Genomic DNA, 15685 nt, shown 5'->3' on the forward strand with positions numbered 1-15685 from the left:
AAACGTTGAACATTTTGAGCAATGAATATGCATTCCATCTGCGGCCCACAGTCATTTCTGGCAATTGTCGCCTGAAAACACGGGTGTTTCTGACGCCGAACAAATTTTATACTAATACAGACAGCACACAATTTCAAGTGCGGCTACGGTTTAAAACGTAAAATGTAACTGCCAGAGCCAGCACAAGCACTCCGCCTTTGACAATATCATGTGTAAAATACTGGACATTCATCATCGTCAATCCATTGACCAGAACACCAATCAGAACTGAGCCGATAAAGGTTCCAATCACATTCGGCTTCCCAGCGCCAAAGACAGAAAAACCAACAAATACAGCCGCTACGGATTCCATTAACAATGGAGATCCGGCATCAATCTGTCCAGACCCAACTTTGGATGCGTAGATGATTCCTCCAATGGCAGCAAACACACCAGCTGCCACATAAGCAAGCGTTCGGACCTTTTTCACCTTGATCCCAGAGAGCCTTGCCGCCTCCTCATTTCCGCCTGTAATATACATTTGCCTGCCATATTTGGTGTATGTCAAAAAGATATGAACACCGATTACAGCAATAAGCAGCAGGATAACCGAGATCGGCATCCCTAGCCATTTCCCTTGTCCAATTAACAGAAACGTCGGGTCCATCTCTCCAGCAGCCTTGCTTCCATCCGGGAACTGCATATGGTTGTAAATAGTATAACCCTGCGCATACGTTTTGTGGATACCTCCAATGATGTACATTGTTGCAAGCGTTGCAAGCAGATCCGGAATACGCAATTTAACAATCAGCAGTGCGTTCAACAGACCAATGACAGCCCCGATAACCAGAGGTACGATAATAACGACAGCAAGAGGCTGTTGATACCAGATCATCAATGATGCTGTAACCACAGTTGTCAGAGAGACCGTTGCTCCTACGGAGAGGTCAAATCCATCTACAATGAGAGATAATGTTACACCAATGGCCACGAACGTTACGATCGAGATCGAACCCAAAATGTCTGTCAAATTGCTGTACGTAAAGAAATAAGGCAATTTAATTCCGAAAAAGGCAATAACCCCTATGATAACAATGATTGCTCCGTACCGGAACGCAAAATCCAGTGATTTATCCTTCATACTTCCACCTCTTGTCCACCGCTTGCATAGTATAGCAGCTGTTCTTGATTTGTCCCGCCACGCTTAAATTCTTTTACGATAACGCCTTCACACATGACCGCAATCCGGTCTCCGATGCCCATGCCTTCGTCCAGCTCACAGGTGAAATAGATGACTGCTTTTCCCGCCAATGCCAGCTCATTAATGATGCGGAAAATGTCGCTTTTCGCCCCGATATCTACACCTTTGGTTGGTTCGTCAAAAATAAATACATCTGCATCAGTATGCAGCCACTTGCCGATCGCTACTTTTTGCTGATTACCGCCGCTTAAATACTTCACTTCCTGTTTCACGGAAGAAGTTTTGATACCCAGCCGTTCCACAAGTGAATCTGCGTGCAGACGTTCACGTTTCCGGTTAACAAACCCAAACGTACTAAGCCGGGAAAGCAAAGGTAAGCTCAGATTGCGTTCCACATTCTCCTGAATGAAAATGCCCTGTTTACGTCGTTCCTCCGGTACGGAAACAATGCCCAGAGCCGTTGCATCTGCTGGTTGGGACAGTCGAATATTACGTCCGTGAAGCTGAATCTCCCCTGCTTCCAGCGGGTCCGCACCAATTAGCAGACGAGAGCATTCCGTTTTGCCTGCACCTACAAGTCCGACCACAGCCAGCACTTCACCACGGCGAACCTCAAGATCCACACCTCTCACTTTCACTCCCCGCCGAAGACCTCGAGCTTGCAGCAGCAGATCACCCACAGGTGCCTCTGTTTTTGGAAACTCCTCCTCAAACGGTTTGCCCAGCATTTGCGTAACCAGTTCATTCATCGTTAGCCCACCCGTTTCACCTGTGAACACATGACGCCCGTCCCTCATGATGGTAACCCGGTCACAGTGGCTCGTTACTTCGGCAAGACGATGGGTAATGAAAATGCAGGCTACCCCGCGTTCCTTCAGCAGATGTACAATACGAAAAAAGGCATCGGTCTCCTCTTGACTCAGAGGTGCCGTCGGCTCGTCGAAAATAATGACCTTGGCATCCTGAATCAGGATACGCGCAAGCAGAATCATCTGTTTCTCGGCTAGGGTCAGCTCGGCCACCTTACGATGAATTGATATGTTGTCTGCACCTAATTGCTTTAGGGCTTCCTTGGCTCGCTGCTGCAGTACTTTTGGACTTCTCCACCATCCTCCAGCAGATGAAGCTAACTGATCCAGCATTATATTCTCGGCAGCTGTCAGCTGCGGTACAAGTGCAGCATCCACTTCCTGATATACACAGTGAATGCCACTTGCCTTGGCTTCTCTCGGAGAAAGAAGGTTAAGCTTATAGCCATTCAGGCGTATCGTCCCCTCATCCAGTTGGTACGCCCCTGACAATATTTTCATCAACGTACTTTTGCCGGCCCCGTTCGCTCCAAGGAGGGCATGGATCTCTCCCCCTTTTACGGAAAAATGTACGTCCCTCAGCGCAGGTATGCCTGAAAAATGCTTATGGATATGCTCCATATCCAGTGATATCGGGTCCTTCATGATGTTGCCTCCAATCAACTGTATTGCCTGTCATTGCTGAAAAAAAAAGCGCGCCTCGCGGCGCGCTTCTATCGCTGCTTACTTCGCAGTGATCCCGTACTCGCTCATCCAGTCCTTGATCCCTTGAGTACTGCCTCCCCAGCCTTTTACGTACTCAGACAGCTCAGATGTGGAGATTTGTTTATCAGGTAGAGCCTCACGTTGTACGTACACCGGATTAAGAACAACCGCATCTTCGGTTTGGTCCCCATGCAACTTCTGGTATGCATATCGAACTTGTACACGTCCAATGTCTGTCGGATCTACAGCCGCGGAGGCAACCCAAGGGTTTTTCGGGTCCTGAATCATTTGCAGATCTTCGTCACTCATGTCAATTCCATACACCTTAATCTCATCGCGCCCAGCTTGCTGAATCGCACGCGCCGCACCTTTCGCAAACTCGTCCCACGCGGCCCAAACCGCTGTAATTTCACCTTTTGGATATTGTTTCAGGATGGCCTCCATTTTGGCTTGCGTATCCAGCGCCGGGTTCTGTGCAGAACCAAATGTCGCAATTTCTTTGATTTCTGGATTAGCCTTCAGGAACGCTCCGTAAGCAATCTGGCGACGTTCCATTGGAGCAAAACCAGCCACCCATACTTTCACGATGTTACCTTTGCCATTGATATCCTTTTTCATCTGTTCCAGTGTTAGTTCAGCCATCTTCTGGTCATCTTGTGACAACACCGTAGCGCCTGGAACACTGATCGCTGCATCAAATACAACGACTGGTATCTTTTGCTCAACCGCTTTTTTCACCCCTGGTTCCAGAAGCGAATCACCGTGGTCTGTCAAAATGACATCAAATTTCTGGTTGATCGCACTGTCGAGCAACGATACCATCTTTGCTTTATCATTATCCGCAACAAAGGTGGTGAGTTCACCGCCGAATTTGGCGATCTCCTCTTTCACGCCTTGTACATACTGCTGTGAAAATGTCCCTGTATTAAATTCCATAATTAGCGCAATTCGTTTACCACTTAAAGGTCCAGTAACGGCTTCCGTCTTCGGTGTTTCACCTGCTGATCCTGATGCAGAAGAGGCGGCTGGTTCTTTTTTTATTCCGCAAGCCGACAACGCCAGTGTGAATACCAGTAATACGCTTAGCCATACCCATTTTGAACTTGTTTTCTTCATCTCATTCTCCCCCTGTATCACTCGCTGTGACTTCAATCACAATAGTTGAGTATTAATATAACGGCTAATTCCTAGTATGTAAATAGGTTTTAGTGATTTAAAGCTGAAACTTGATGCATTTTTTGAAAATAATCCGACTCTCCATCCATTTCATCCATATTCAAGAAATAAACCATAAGAAAAAGACCATGAGATCACGTCTCACAGTCTTTTGGAAAATTAAAGTATAATAGCGATCAAACCGCCTGATCCTTCGTTAATGATTCGTCCCAATGTCTCTTGCAGCTTATACCTTGCATTATCCGGCATCATCGCAATTTTACCCTGGATACCTTCACGCACAATGGAGTGTAATGAACGGCCAAACATATCTGAATCCCATACCTTGATCGGGTCGTTCTCAAAGTCCTGCATCAGGTACCTGACCAGTTCCTCGCTTTGCTTCTCCGTACCGATAATCGGCGCAAACTCCGACTCCACATCGACACGGATCATGTGGATGGACGGTGCCGTCGCTTTCAGGCGAACGCCGAATTTCGTACCCTGACGAATCAGTTCCGGTTCATCCAGCGCCATCTCGGCGAGTGAAGGAGCAGCAATACCATAACCTGTTGTTTTGACCATTTCCAGCGCTTCTGCGAAGCGGTCATATTCTCTCTTGGCATGAGAGAACTCCTGCATAAGTTGTAACAGATGATCCTTGCCTCTAATTTCAATACCTACAACTTCCACGAGAATCTGGTCATATAATTCATCTGGTGCATAGAGATCTATCTCTGCTACCCCTTGCCCCATATTCATACCACTAAGGCCCGCACGGTCGATAAATTCATATTCCATGAATTGTGACACGACACGATCAACGTCGCGCAATCTGCGAATATCCTTTACCGTATCCCGTACCGAATTCTCATAATTGTTACGGAGCCAATGTGTGTCATTCAGCACCATAACCCAGCTCGGGAGGTTCACATTCACTTCATGCACTGGGAACTCATATAATACTTCGCGGAGTACACCCGTGACATCATCTTCCGTCATCGTCGCAGCACTTAGCGTCATGACCGGAATATCGTACTTGGCAGCCAGCTCGCTCCGAAGTTGCAACGCTTCCTCACTACGAGGTCGGGTCGAGTTGATGACCAGAACGAAAGGTTTCCCCACTTCTTTTAACTCTGCGATCACTCGCTCTTCTGATTCAACATAGGAACTACGCGCGATTTCGGCAATGGTTCCGTCTGTTGTGACCACCACACCAAGTGTAGAGTGCTCCTGTATGACTTTTCGGGTACCAATCTCCGCGGCTTCCTGGAATGGAATCGGCTCCTCGAACCAAGGTGTGGAGATCATACGTGGACCGTTCTCATCCTCGTACCCCTTCGCACCTTCCACCGCGTAACCCACACAATCTACCAAACGAACATTGACATCGAGCCCTTCAGCCACTTTGATCTGGACTGCATTATTGGGCACAAATTTAGGTTCGGTTGTCATGATTGTTTTGCCTGCTGCACTTTGTGGAAGTTCATCCACTGCACGGGCACGATCAGCCTCACTTGTGATGTTAGGCAATACGATCGTTTCCATGAATCGTTTAATAAATGTTGATTTCCCCGTCCGGACTGCGCCGACAACCCCGAGATAAATATCCCCTCCGGTCCGCTCAGCTATGTCCTTAAAAATGTCCACTTTCTCCAATGAAATCCCCTCCTTAAATTACTCCGAAGGAAAAATGCTAAAGAGCATCCGCTTCGTTTTTTCAATCAGAAGACTGAAATCCCTGCAACGGTAGAGCCGCCTTTGTGAGTGCCCGGAAGTCGTCCGCCGCCGAACGTTGCATTCTGATGAAACCGGCGAGAGCGGCGTTAACTCGTACATGCAATTGGACTAGTATCATCTTATGTATCCGTATGCGGCAATATGACGTGTTTTTTTGTTTTTTTATCTCATGATGGTGACATGAAGTGCATCCTCCGATCCCGGACTGCGCGTCTTTATTTCAATCTACTTTATGAGAGGGTTGCTTTCTTTATGACACTTCTCATTTAGAACCCTTCTCTTTATAAAAAAAGAGACACCCCGCGAATCGCAGGATATCTCTCTTGGGAGTTCTATAAATAGATAAGACTTACTTTTAATAACGCTTACTCTTTATTTAGATGCTTTAGTTTTGAACGGCCTGCGCGACAGGTGTGTTATTCTTCAGTGTATAGGGAACGGATTTAACAGGTACAAAATACGATTGAGCGAGCAAATGGTCACGCAAATCCCCGACATTATGAGCGTCTTTCGCATCAGATGAGCCATCTGTTTTCTCCAAAGCCTGCATAATATCAAAAGCATAGTCCACATAGACTGTACCCTGGGCATCCATCATAAAGGGTATTTCCTGTCCCGAATAGACACTGTTCAAGGTAATTGAAGGAGAGCCTGCCTGTGCTGCCATCTTCATATCCACTTTGTGGAAGCCAGGATACAGTTCTTCGCCCGCAGGCAACTTCTGATTATGTACGGATTTGTACTGATTAACCATGCGCTGCACATCATTAACTTTCTGCACAGTCTGAAGATCCATCACCTTGACCGTTGGTTCAACTTCCTCATTTTGTATCAAAAAGTAAGCGCTACCACCGCTCTCAAAAGCCGTTCCTGGTATATCATCAAGATAACCAAGCTGCTTTAATTTCGGCAGGTCTACTCTAAACTTTTCATACTTCGGCGTATCCGCGTCCGCGTTCAGAATTGGCAGAACACCCTTATCCTTCTGGAACGCATCAATTGCGCTCTGAATTCGGTTCACGCTTTCGCGATAAGCCGTTTTCGGCTCCGTTTTGCTCTGCACCGGATACAAACATCCACTCATTGTAAACATGAGCAACAGAAGCATAGAAAGACATTGAACCTGCTGCAGCAACCTCAGCCGCTGTCTTCCTTCTATGGATGTTCTCTTCTTTTTATTCATTTATTCGCATCCTCCTTGATAACTCAAAGCATAGAATCGGAGTTGTTTTGTGATCTGGACATTATATTATAGTAATTCTCCAGAAGCTATAGAAACCAATCGTCATCTTGTTGCTGCTGTTCAAGCTGCTTCCGTATCGCTGCTTTCAGTGGATCCTCCGGGATATGCACCGACAGTTTCCCACATACTTTAGCCTGACATGAAAGTCTTGTCCCTTCCTCAAGCAACAGTCCAAGTTTTCGCTTCTCAGCATCTGTAGGGGGAAGGAGCGCATGTCTTTCGTCCTGTCCTACTTTCACTTTACACATCAGACATGCCGCTTTGCCGTCGCATCGGGTTGTTATTCGCACACCAGCTCGACGCGCAGCTTGTAAAATGGTCATTCCGGACGGGACTTTGATGGATTTGTTCATCGGTAAAAACGTAATAACCTCTTGCACTACCTCTCCCCCCCTGTCTCTTCCGACCATGTAAACCCAATCAGTTCCTCTACTTCTGTTCTAAAACTGGATGTCCATACGTTATGTTGGCCTAAGGCAATCATTGCAGGTTGATGAAGCTCAGGCTCTTGACGAATCCTTAATGAGATTGGCACATACCGATCTTCACGTCCGCGAAGCAGATTAAAAAGTAATTCATGGGCAAGCGGCATCAATCTTAGCCGATATGAATCCACTTGAACTTCAGGTGCATAGAGAGCAAGTACATGCTCAATCTGGGTACGATACCAGCTTCGACGCGCCCACACTTCAAAACCACCAACCAGTTCCAGAGAACATGTACCTACTTGGTAATGACTGAGCAGGGAAGCATAGGGGCCGGTTTTGTCTACCGTAGGCTCATCAAGTTTAAGCCCCGGAGCACAGACATGCAGCTTTTTGGCTGCAGCAATATCTGCATATACATCGATATCTCTAGGCGCTTGTTGCAGTTCCACCCCCTGAAGCAGCAAGCCGCAGCTTCCTCCTAGCAACCAAGTGTAAGGCTGACTATTCCAGGTTTTTGCCATGTGCAGCAATGCCTCGTGTAATTCCGGATAACGCGCAGTCCAATCCTCCGTCTCATGCGGTTCCATAGGTACACACTCCTCCCATCCGTCTTTTCATTGTGTCCGTTCTTATGATGCGCTTATGCGGATGTTCTCTCTCATACGAAATCTAGGTCAGAGAAGCGATTCCACCAAAAAAACCGATGAGCATAATTAAAAAGGCAATAAGCGAAAGAATCCCCCGCACAAAACCTTTTGTTTTGGCACGAGCAAATGTAATTAAAAATACAGATAACCCCATAATGAGAATAGCAACCAATGACAGCCACATCTTGTCCATAGCGCTCATAAACCAGCAGTCTCCCCTTCAATCCGATATTCATCACGAAATTGTGACAATTGCAATCATTATAACATGAAATCGAGCGTATTTTTCCAATAAAAAGACAAAAAAGCAAGCCAGCAGATGCTGGCTTGCTTTCGTTATGCTCGCTCCTGCTTGAACAGGCACGATCTATTATTTTTTTATCATCATCTTCATTAACGATTCCATATTGCTTGGATTCAGCCCGCTTTTCTTGACTGCACTCACAATATCCTGAACCGTATCCTCAGATACCGGTATTTTCGCCATGGCGGATACTTGTTTAATCAACTGGCGCAATTGAGCCTCATTCTGCATTGTAGTTGGTTTCACTGTACTTGCCAGCTTTTTGACAGCTCCTTCAGTGATCGTTTTGCCCGTCTTTTTGTTGATGGCTTTCAGTGCGTCTTTCGAAATGTTGTTACCCATTCGTCTCCCCTCCTCCGGCAATACTCATGTGTATCATATGAGTCTGCTAAGGAAAAGGTGAGTAAGCTGCATCCATTTTATCTAGACTCTTGAAACGATATATGAAACCATTCACTCAGGAATGCCATTGCTCCCAAGTTTCCAGCTTCATGACTTCCATCTCCGTTTTCGGGTCCCGCCCCATCAATGCTTCAACGGCATCACGTGGCTGCCGATTCTGAAATAAGACATGATACAATTGATCTGCAATCGGCATCTGAACGCCATATTTTTGTGATATAAAATAGGCGGCCTGTGTTGTTCGAATACCTTCCACAACCATGCCCATCGACTGAAGCACATCATCCAGCTTCTGACCCTGCCCTAGCATAGAGCCCGCTCTCCAGTTCCGGCTGTGCTGACTTGTAGCCGTTACAACCAAATCACCAATCCCCGCTAGTCCAGAAAACGTTAATGGATTAGCTCCCATCTCTACACCAATCCGAGTAATTTCGGCAAGACCGCGGGTTAACAGCGCTGCTTTGGCATTATCACCAAACTGAAGGCCATCCGACATGCCCGCCCCAAGCGCAATAATATTTTTGAATGCACCCGCTAGTTCAACACCAAGCATATCCCGATTCGTGTACACACGGAAATAGGCATTCATAAATAATCCCTGAACCGCCTCGGCAGATGGTTTATCCAGTGAAGCCACAACCACGGTTGTTGGACAGCGTTTCACCACTTCTTCAGCATGACTAGGGCCAGACAATACAACAACGTGCCCTTCTTCACATTCAAGCTCTTCGGAGATGACGGTAGACATCCGTTTCAGACTTTCCGTTTCAAAGCCCTTCGTAGCATGAATTATCAGCATATCGGGTTTATAGAAAGGTTTAAATTGATGTGTAACGGCACGCATCGCAGACGAAGGGGCAACAATTAACACAGCCGCCGCATCTGCAACCGCAGCTTCCATATTGCTGGTTGCGCGGATGCGAGGAGATAGCTCTGCACCCGGAAGATAACGTGCATTTGTGTGCAGTGTATTGATCTCCGCTGCCTGTTCCTCACTGCGTGTCCACATCACCACATCCAGTTCATTCGCGGCGAGCACACTAGCCAAGGCAGTTCCCCAGCTGCCTGCAACCAGTACGGCAACTTTTTTAGACAACGCGTTTCCCCCCTCCAGGGTTCTTTGATCCCAATTTATTTTCCTGTCCTTTGGCGAGCTTCGCAATGTTCGTACGATGTCTCCAGAATGCAAACAGACAAATAATCAGACTGCCCCAGAAAATACTCATCGAATACCCAGGCAGGATCAAGATGAAAACAGGAGTCAATGCAACGAAAATTAAAGAACCTAGCGAAACATAACGTGTCAGAACGATAGACACAATGGCGATGATCCCGGCATAAAGCGCAGGAAGAAAGGCCAGGCTCACCAACACTCCAATCGCAGTAGCAATACCTTTACCTCCGCGAAAATGGAAATAAAGCGGCCAGTTATGACCTGCAATGGCAGCAATACCGCTGAATGCAGCAATCCATGGAGACCCGTCACTTAACCATATGCCAATCCATACTGCAGCAATACCTTTGATTACATCAAGCAGCAGAACCGCAATAGCCGGCCCTTTACCTAGAATACGCAACGTATTCGTAGCCCCGGCATTACCGCTTCCGTGTTGACGTATGTCAATTCCCCGTATTGCTTTTGCAAGAAGAACACTAAAACTGATCGAACCAAGCAGGTAGCTCAGTACAATAGCTGCGATGGATAAAATCACAAACTTCTCCCCTAACCTTCGTCGGACTTCCTCCGAGTAAATATGCGAATTGGCGTTCCTTCGAAATCAAACGCTGCACGGATTTTATTCTCCAGGTAACGCTCATACGAGAAGTGCATCAATTCAGGGTCGTTCACAAAAATAACCATGGTCGGCGGTTTAACCGCTACCTGCGTCACATAGTTGATTCTCATTCTCCGCCCTTTGTCGGTTGGCGGTGGGTTCATCGCTACAGCATCAGATACGACATCGTTAAGCAGATGTGTCTGAACCCGCAGAGAGTGTTGTTCTGCTACCCGTTGTACCACAGGCAACAATTTTTGTAAGCGTTGTTTTGTGAGTGCGGACAAAAAGACAATCGGAGCATACGTCATGAAAAGGAAGTGATCCCGAATTTTCGTCTCAAATTCCTTCATCGTTTTATCCGTTTTCTGTACGATATCCCATTTATTCACCACGAACATGGAAGCTTTACCCGCTTCGTATGCATAACCTGCGATATGCTTGTCCTGCTCAATGATGCCTTCTTCACCGTTAATGACAATCAGAACGACATCGGCACGTTCAATAGCACGCATCGCACGCATCACGCTATATTTCTCCGTCGTTTCATATACTTTACCACGCTTTCGCATACCAGCTGTATCAATTAGCACGTAGCGTTGCCCGTCTTTTTCAAAAGGAGTGTCAATTGCATCACGAGTTGTCCCGGCTACGTCACTGACAATAACACGTTCTTCACCCAAAATCGCGTTCACCAGTGAAGATTTACCTACATTAGGTCGTCCGATCAGAGCTACACGAATCACGTCTTCATCGTATGTCTCTTCCTCAAGTTCAGGTAATTTCTCCACAATTGCATCAAGCAAATCACCAACACCTGTGCCGTGGCTTCCGGAAACCCCAATTGGATCGCCAAAACCAAAGCCGTAAAACTCATAAATCAGCTCACTGCGTCCAATATTGTCCACTTTGTTCACGGCCACAACGATCGGTTTACCTGAGCGGTAAAGCATCTCTGCAACTTCTTCATCAGACTGTGTAATACCCGCCTTAGCATCACACATAAATACAATAACATCCGCTTCTTCAATCGCAAGTTCTGCCTGCATGCGAATGGATTTCATAATGACGTCTTCGCCGTCAATTTCGATACCACCTGTATCAATAATGCTGAATGCTTTTCCGTTCCATTCACCGATTCCATAAATCCGGTCACGGGTAATGCCCGGCTTGTCTTCCACAATGGCCAGTCTGTCGCCAATAATCCGATTGAAAATGGTGGATTTACCCACGTTCGGTCGGCCGACAATTGCCACAACTGGTCTTGCCATACATTCCACTCCTCCTGTCCATACTTACGTTACTCATCATAGCAAAAAAGCTATGGATTGGCTAACGTTTCGTAAACGAAATTATCGCAATAACAACAATCGGCGAACCCGCTTGGGCTCGCCGATCTTGCTTTTATTGTTCAGCAAAATATGCAGTATATAACTAAGAACCATGCATGTATAACTTATTTGAATTTGCTGAGTTTGTCACCAAACAGTTCGCCGAGCGTAGTGCTCATGCCTTGATTATTCAAGGAAACGTTAGGATTGTTGATTTCTTCACGTGGAGCGTTGTTTCTTGCTGGACGCTCTGATTTTTGCGGTTGAGCAGGAGCTTCTTCCGTCTCTTTGATGCTCAAGCTTACACGTTGCTCAGCAGGGTTCATGTCCAAGATTTTCACTTGAACTTCTTGTCCTTCTTTCAACACTTCATGCGGAGTGCCGATGTGTTTATGGGAGATTTGTGAAATGTGCACAAGTCCCTCAACACCAGGAGCGATTTCAACGAATGCACCGAAATCAACCAGACGTTTTACAACACCTGTTACGATGTCACTTGTGTTGAATTTGTCACCAGCAGTTTCCCAAGGACCTGGTTGAACAGCTTTCATGCTCAGGCTGATTTTACCTTTTTCAGGGTCAACTTTCAGCACTTTAACATTAACTTTGTCGCCTTCGGACAGTACATCGGATGGTTTTTCAACGTGAGTCCAAGCCAGCTCGGATACGTGTACCAGACCGTCTACTCCGCCTACATCAACGAAAGCACCGAATTGAGTCAAGCGTTGAACCGTACCCTCGATCACTTGACCTTCTTGCAAACCAGCCATAACTTGAACTTTGTTTGCTTCGAATTCTTGCTCCAGAACGTCTTTTTGGGAAAGGATCACTTTGTTGTTCTCACGATCGATCTCTTTCACTTTAACGCGCAGTGTACGTCCTTTGTAGTCGCTGAAGTCTTCAACGAAATGACGCTCAACCATGGAAGCCGGGATAAACCCACGAACGCCCACATCTGCAACCAGACCGCCTTTAACGACATCGCCTACAACAACTTCGAATACGTCTTGGTCTTCAAAATGCTTTTGCAATTGCTCCCAAGCGTTCTCGCTGTCAATGGCACGTTTGGACAAAACGAGTTTTTCTTTCTCGTCGTCGATGCTAAGTACTTTAGCTTCAACTTCTTGTCCAACTTCTACTGCATCAGACGCGCTGTCTACGTGGAGCGAAGACAGTTCACGAACTGGAATAACACCGTCATATTTATATCCAATGCTTACATAAGCTTGGTTATCTTCCAATTTGACGATGGTACCTTTTACAGTATCTCCTTTTTTCAAGGAAACGAATTGATCCAACTCATCTTGGGTTGCTTCTTGATTTTTCATTTCTTCCGACATGTCAAATACCCTCCTCAATTCAAAAACCCCATTATATTCAAACCTGCCTTGGCAGAGTTCAAAACACTTTCATGCGAATGCACTTAGAAGTAGTTTCCCTCAAAAATATGGAAACATGCACTCACTTCAGACTGCCTTATTTGCTAGGCACGCCTGTTTTCACCATTTCGTTAATTTTGGACATAATTTTCTCGGTTGCTCTTTCCAAAGCATCTCCGGAAGTGTCTTCCTTGAACTCGTCCAAATTGACCGGTGCGCCGTATACTACTTTCATCTTACGAAACAGCTTGTAGTTGCCGATAATAGCAGTAGGGATAACGGTGGCACCACTGCGGAGAGCAAAACTCGCTGCTCCTTTTTTACCAATTCCCCCATCATTATGACGGCTTCCTGCTGGAAAAATACCCAACACTTCACCACCACGCAAAATATTGAGTGAGGTTTTGATAGATTCTTTGCTGACGCCTCCTCGTTTCACGGGAAAGGCACCTACAGCTTTAATGATTGAGCCAAATACCGGAACATCAAACAATTCGCTTTTCGCCATGAATCTCACTTGACGGCGAATTTTGATGCCAACGGTTGGCGGATCAAAATTACTGATATGATTGGAGCATAGTAATACGCCGCCGTCTTTAGGGATATTTTCCCGTCCAACTGCCTCCAGGCGAAAAAGAATGGTGTACATGATCCGCAGTAAGGTCTTGCAAAAGGTGTAAATCATAGACTGCTCTCTCCTCTGACCATTGTGCAATAAGATACGATTTTGTCAACCACTTCATGGATATTCATCTTCGTTGTATCCAGGACAATTGCGTCCTCTGCACAACGCAGCGGGGAAATTTCCCGGTTCTCATCCAATTTATCACGGGTGGCAATGTCTCGCTCTAGTTGCTCCAACGTCAGCCCTTCGGATGGTTCCACTTCCTTGAAACGGCGAAGCGCACGTTCCTGCACACTGGCAGTCATGAAAATTTTCACTTCCGCATCGGGCAATACAGTGGTTCCGATATCGCGCCCATCCATGACGACGCCCTTGCGCAAAGCCATTTGCCGCTGAGTATCCACTAATTGTGTACGCAGCCCCTCGATTTGCGCATATCGAGACACGATTCCCGTAACTTCACGGGAGCGGATTTCCGAGGTAACATCCTCGCCATTGCAGAACACTTTCTGTCCACCTCGATCTGGTTGTAAATCAATAACCAAATCTTGTGCTTCCTGAAGTACTTGAGTCATATCATCGGGAGATACATCCTTCCGAAGCATATGCAAGGATACCGCACGATACATTGCGCCTGTATCAACGTAAATGTATCCGAGTTCCTCTGCAACCAATCGGGCCACCGTGCTTTTTCCGGCACCAGCAGGTCCGTCAATTGCAACGTTCATCTTCCCGTTTTCTGATGTGTTCTGGCTAGCCAACGGGGCATTCCTCCTCAAACGATAAACCTCAATAAAAAAACAGGCATTGCCTGCATCGTGAAAATTATACCACACTCTACACATGGATGCAAAAACAGACAAATCAACCAATGTGCTCATTGTTGTTGCTTTGCATATGAATCGGAGTGCCTTCAAGCCGGTCAATCGTTGTCATTATTTTCTTCAAATCAGGTACAAGCAGTAACAATTGGCAAAGGATAACGAGGGTCAGGAGAAACCCAATGAATAGCAGCGCTCTCCGTTCCAACCGTTTTGAAATCATAAAGTAAATGTGTTCAAATCTCCGTGTATCAGAACATTTATTCATATCATCATTCTCCGTTTTTGCCTTACGTTGCCCAGTACAGACATAGCTTATGCTTGTATATGCTTATTTCATACGATAATCCAGTTGTCTCTCAAAACAAAATTTGATAACTTTCTGACGCTCCGAATCCGTGATCTGCGAAAATTTCAGCATTCCCAATTCACGGCCAGTTTCCAGTTTCTTAATACGAACCACCTCAGCCTCGAATTGCACATGATCTATCGCCCCATTGCGATAAGGAACAAGCAGCCAGCATTTCAGCTTTTGTCCTTCCTGTACTTTTACATCAGGCTCTATGTATATAGATAGTCCACCGCCTCCGATGTCTTCAGTCAGCATGACTGCACGTGTCAGGTCTTCACATTGAAGGGCCAATTCTAGACTGGCATGAACACGAAGGAAACTGCGACGCTGAATCTTGGAAATCTCGTCGGGAAGCGGTTTTCGAATGCGAACCAGACGAACAACATCTTCCTCAAACCCTGTCACATAAGTGTTAAAGTAATGCCGGACACCACTCTCGTTGATATAGGATACGGATAATTCTTCTCCGAAAAAGAGTCTTTTCAAGCGACTGTTCCCCTGTTGCATCGGAACTTCAATCAAAAAACTGCTTTCATCCGTATCTGCGATACGCGATTTGTATTCTTTATGCTCCTCTTTTTCGTCAGCCGATGCGATTTGGATATACAACACTTCGTTTATTTTAGGAAACAATCGGTTCACCGCCACTTATGTATTTATCTTGGTATTTGCAAGGACTATTATACCATGACCTTTCTCACATGGAACAAAGAAAAAACAGACCATAACAATGGTCTGTTTTCACGTTTTTTTTATGAGTTTACACATCTTGTTATGTTTTTTCTAGGA

Annotated in this window: 16 protein-coding genes; all 16 read right to left on the reverse strand. The window is 46.1% G+C overall.

What is annotated here, in order from left to right:
- Positions 1 to 133 precede the first annotated feature (133 nt).
- Positions 134 to 1120 carry an ABC transporter permease gene (locus AC1VYS_RS17730; RefSeq protein WP_145331744.1) on the reverse strand — a complete coding sequence of 329 codons (987 nt, stop codon included), beginning with the start codon at positions 1118 to 1120 and terminating at the stop codon, positions 134 to 136.
- Positions 1117 to 2634: a sugar ABC transporter ATP-binding protein gene (locus AC1VYS_RS17735; protein WP_482910805.1), complete on the reverse strand. Its 1518-nt coding sequence runs from the start codon at positions 2632 to 2634 to the stop codon at positions 1117 to 1119. Before AC1VYS_RS17735 ends, AC1VYS_RS17730 begins: the two co-directional genes overlap by 4 nt.
- 78 nt (positions 2635 to 2712) lie before the next feature.
- Positions 2713 to 3810 (reverse strand): sugar ABC transporter substrate-binding protein, encoded by a 1098-nt coding sequence (locus AC1VYS_RS17740; RefSeq protein ID WP_482910806.1) that lies wholly within the window; start codon positions 3808 to 3810, stop codon positions 2713 to 2715.
- Between the two features lie 219 nt (positions 3811 to 4029).
- On the reverse strand, positions 4030 to 5508 hold the full coding sequence (gene spoIVA / locus AC1VYS_RS17745) for a stage IV sporulation protein A (RefSeq protein WP_482910807.1): 1479 nt from the start codon (positions 5506 to 5508) through the stop codon (positions 4030 to 4032).
- 466 nt (positions 5509 to 5974) lie between these two features.
- On the reverse strand, positions 5975 to 6772 hold the full coding sequence (locus AC1VYS_RS17750; RefSeq protein WP_482910808.1) for a hypothetical protein: 798 nt from the start codon (positions 6770 to 6772) through the stop codon (positions 5975 to 5977).
- Between the two features lie 86 nt (positions 6773 to 6858).
- A complete protein-coding gene (locus tag AC1VYS_RS17755; RefSeq protein ID WP_482915042.1) occupies positions 6859 to 7185 on the reverse strand; it encodes a 2Fe-2S iron-sulfur cluster-binding protein in 327 nt (108 codons plus the stop codon).
- 26 nt (positions 7186 to 7211) lie between these two features.
- Positions 7212 to 7847 carry a hypothetical protein gene (locus AC1VYS_RS17760; RefSeq protein WP_482910809.1) on the reverse strand — a complete coding sequence of 212 codons (636 nt, stop codon included), beginning with the start codon at positions 7845 to 7847 and terminating at the stop codon, positions 7212 to 7214.
- A gap of 82 nt (positions 7848 to 7929) precedes the next feature.
- A complete protein-coding gene (locus AC1VYS_RS17765; RefSeq protein WP_095292896.1) occupies positions 7930 to 8109 on the reverse strand; it encodes a DUF2768 family protein in 180 nt (59 codons plus the stop codon).
- Positions 8110 to 8277: 168 nt separating this feature from the next.
- Positions 8278 to 8553 (reverse strand): stage VI sporulation protein F, encoded by a 276-nt coding sequence (locus AC1VYS_RS17770; RefSeq protein ID WP_441922394.1) that lies wholly within the window; start codon positions 8551 to 8553, stop codon positions 8278 to 8280.
- 115 nt (positions 8554 to 8668) lie between these two features.
- Positions 8669 to 9709, reverse strand: coding sequence for an NAD(P)H-dependent glycerol-3-phosphate dehydrogenase (locus tag AC1VYS_RS17775; RefSeq protein WP_482910810.1), 1041 nt, complete (start codon positions 9707 to 9709; stop codon positions 8669 to 8671).
- Positions 9702 to 10325: a glycerol-3-phosphate 1-O-acyltransferase PlsY gene (plsY, locus tag AC1VYS_RS17780; protein ID WP_482910811.1), complete on the reverse strand. Its 624-nt coding sequence runs from the start codon at positions 10323 to 10325 to the stop codon at positions 9702 to 9704. The genes AC1VYS_RS17775 and plsY overlap by 8 nt, the downstream gene beginning before the upstream one ends.
- Positions 10326 to 10336: 11 nt before the next feature.
- Positions 10337 to 11659: a ribosome biogenesis GTPase Der gene (der, locus tag AC1VYS_RS17785; protein WP_482910812.1), complete on the reverse strand. Its 1323-nt coding sequence runs from the start codon at positions 11657 to 11659 to the stop codon at positions 10337 to 10339.
- A gap of 185 nt (positions 11660 to 11844) precedes the next feature.
- Positions 11845 to 13059 (reverse strand): 30S ribosomal protein S1, encoded by a 1215-nt coding sequence (gene rpsA / locus AC1VYS_RS17790; RefSeq protein ID WP_482910813.1) that lies wholly within the window; start codon positions 13057 to 13059, stop codon positions 11845 to 11847.
- A 136-nt stretch (positions 13060 to 13195) separates the two neighbouring features.
- Positions 13196 to 13783: a lysophospholipid acyltransferase family protein gene (locus tag AC1VYS_RS17795; RefSeq protein ID WP_482910814.1), complete on the reverse strand. Its 588-nt coding sequence runs from the start codon at positions 13781 to 13783 to the stop codon at positions 13196 to 13198.
- Positions 13780 to 14484: a (d)CMP kinase gene (gene cmk / locus AC1VYS_RS17800; RefSeq protein WP_482910815.1), complete on the reverse strand. Its 705-nt coding sequence runs from the start codon at positions 14482 to 14484 to the stop codon at positions 13780 to 13782. Before cmk ends, AC1VYS_RS17795 begins: the two co-directional genes overlap by 4 nt.
- Before the next feature lie 391 nt (positions 14485 to 14875).
- Positions 14876 to 15529 carry a flagellar brake protein gene (locus AC1VYS_RS17805; RefSeq protein WP_482910817.1) on the reverse strand — a complete coding sequence of 218 codons (654 nt, stop codon included), beginning with the start codon at positions 15527 to 15529 and terminating at the stop codon, positions 14876 to 14878.
- Between the last annotated feature and the right edge of the window lie 156 nt (positions 15530 to 15685).

It is taken from the genome of Paenibacillus sp. G34, assembly GCF_056856875.1.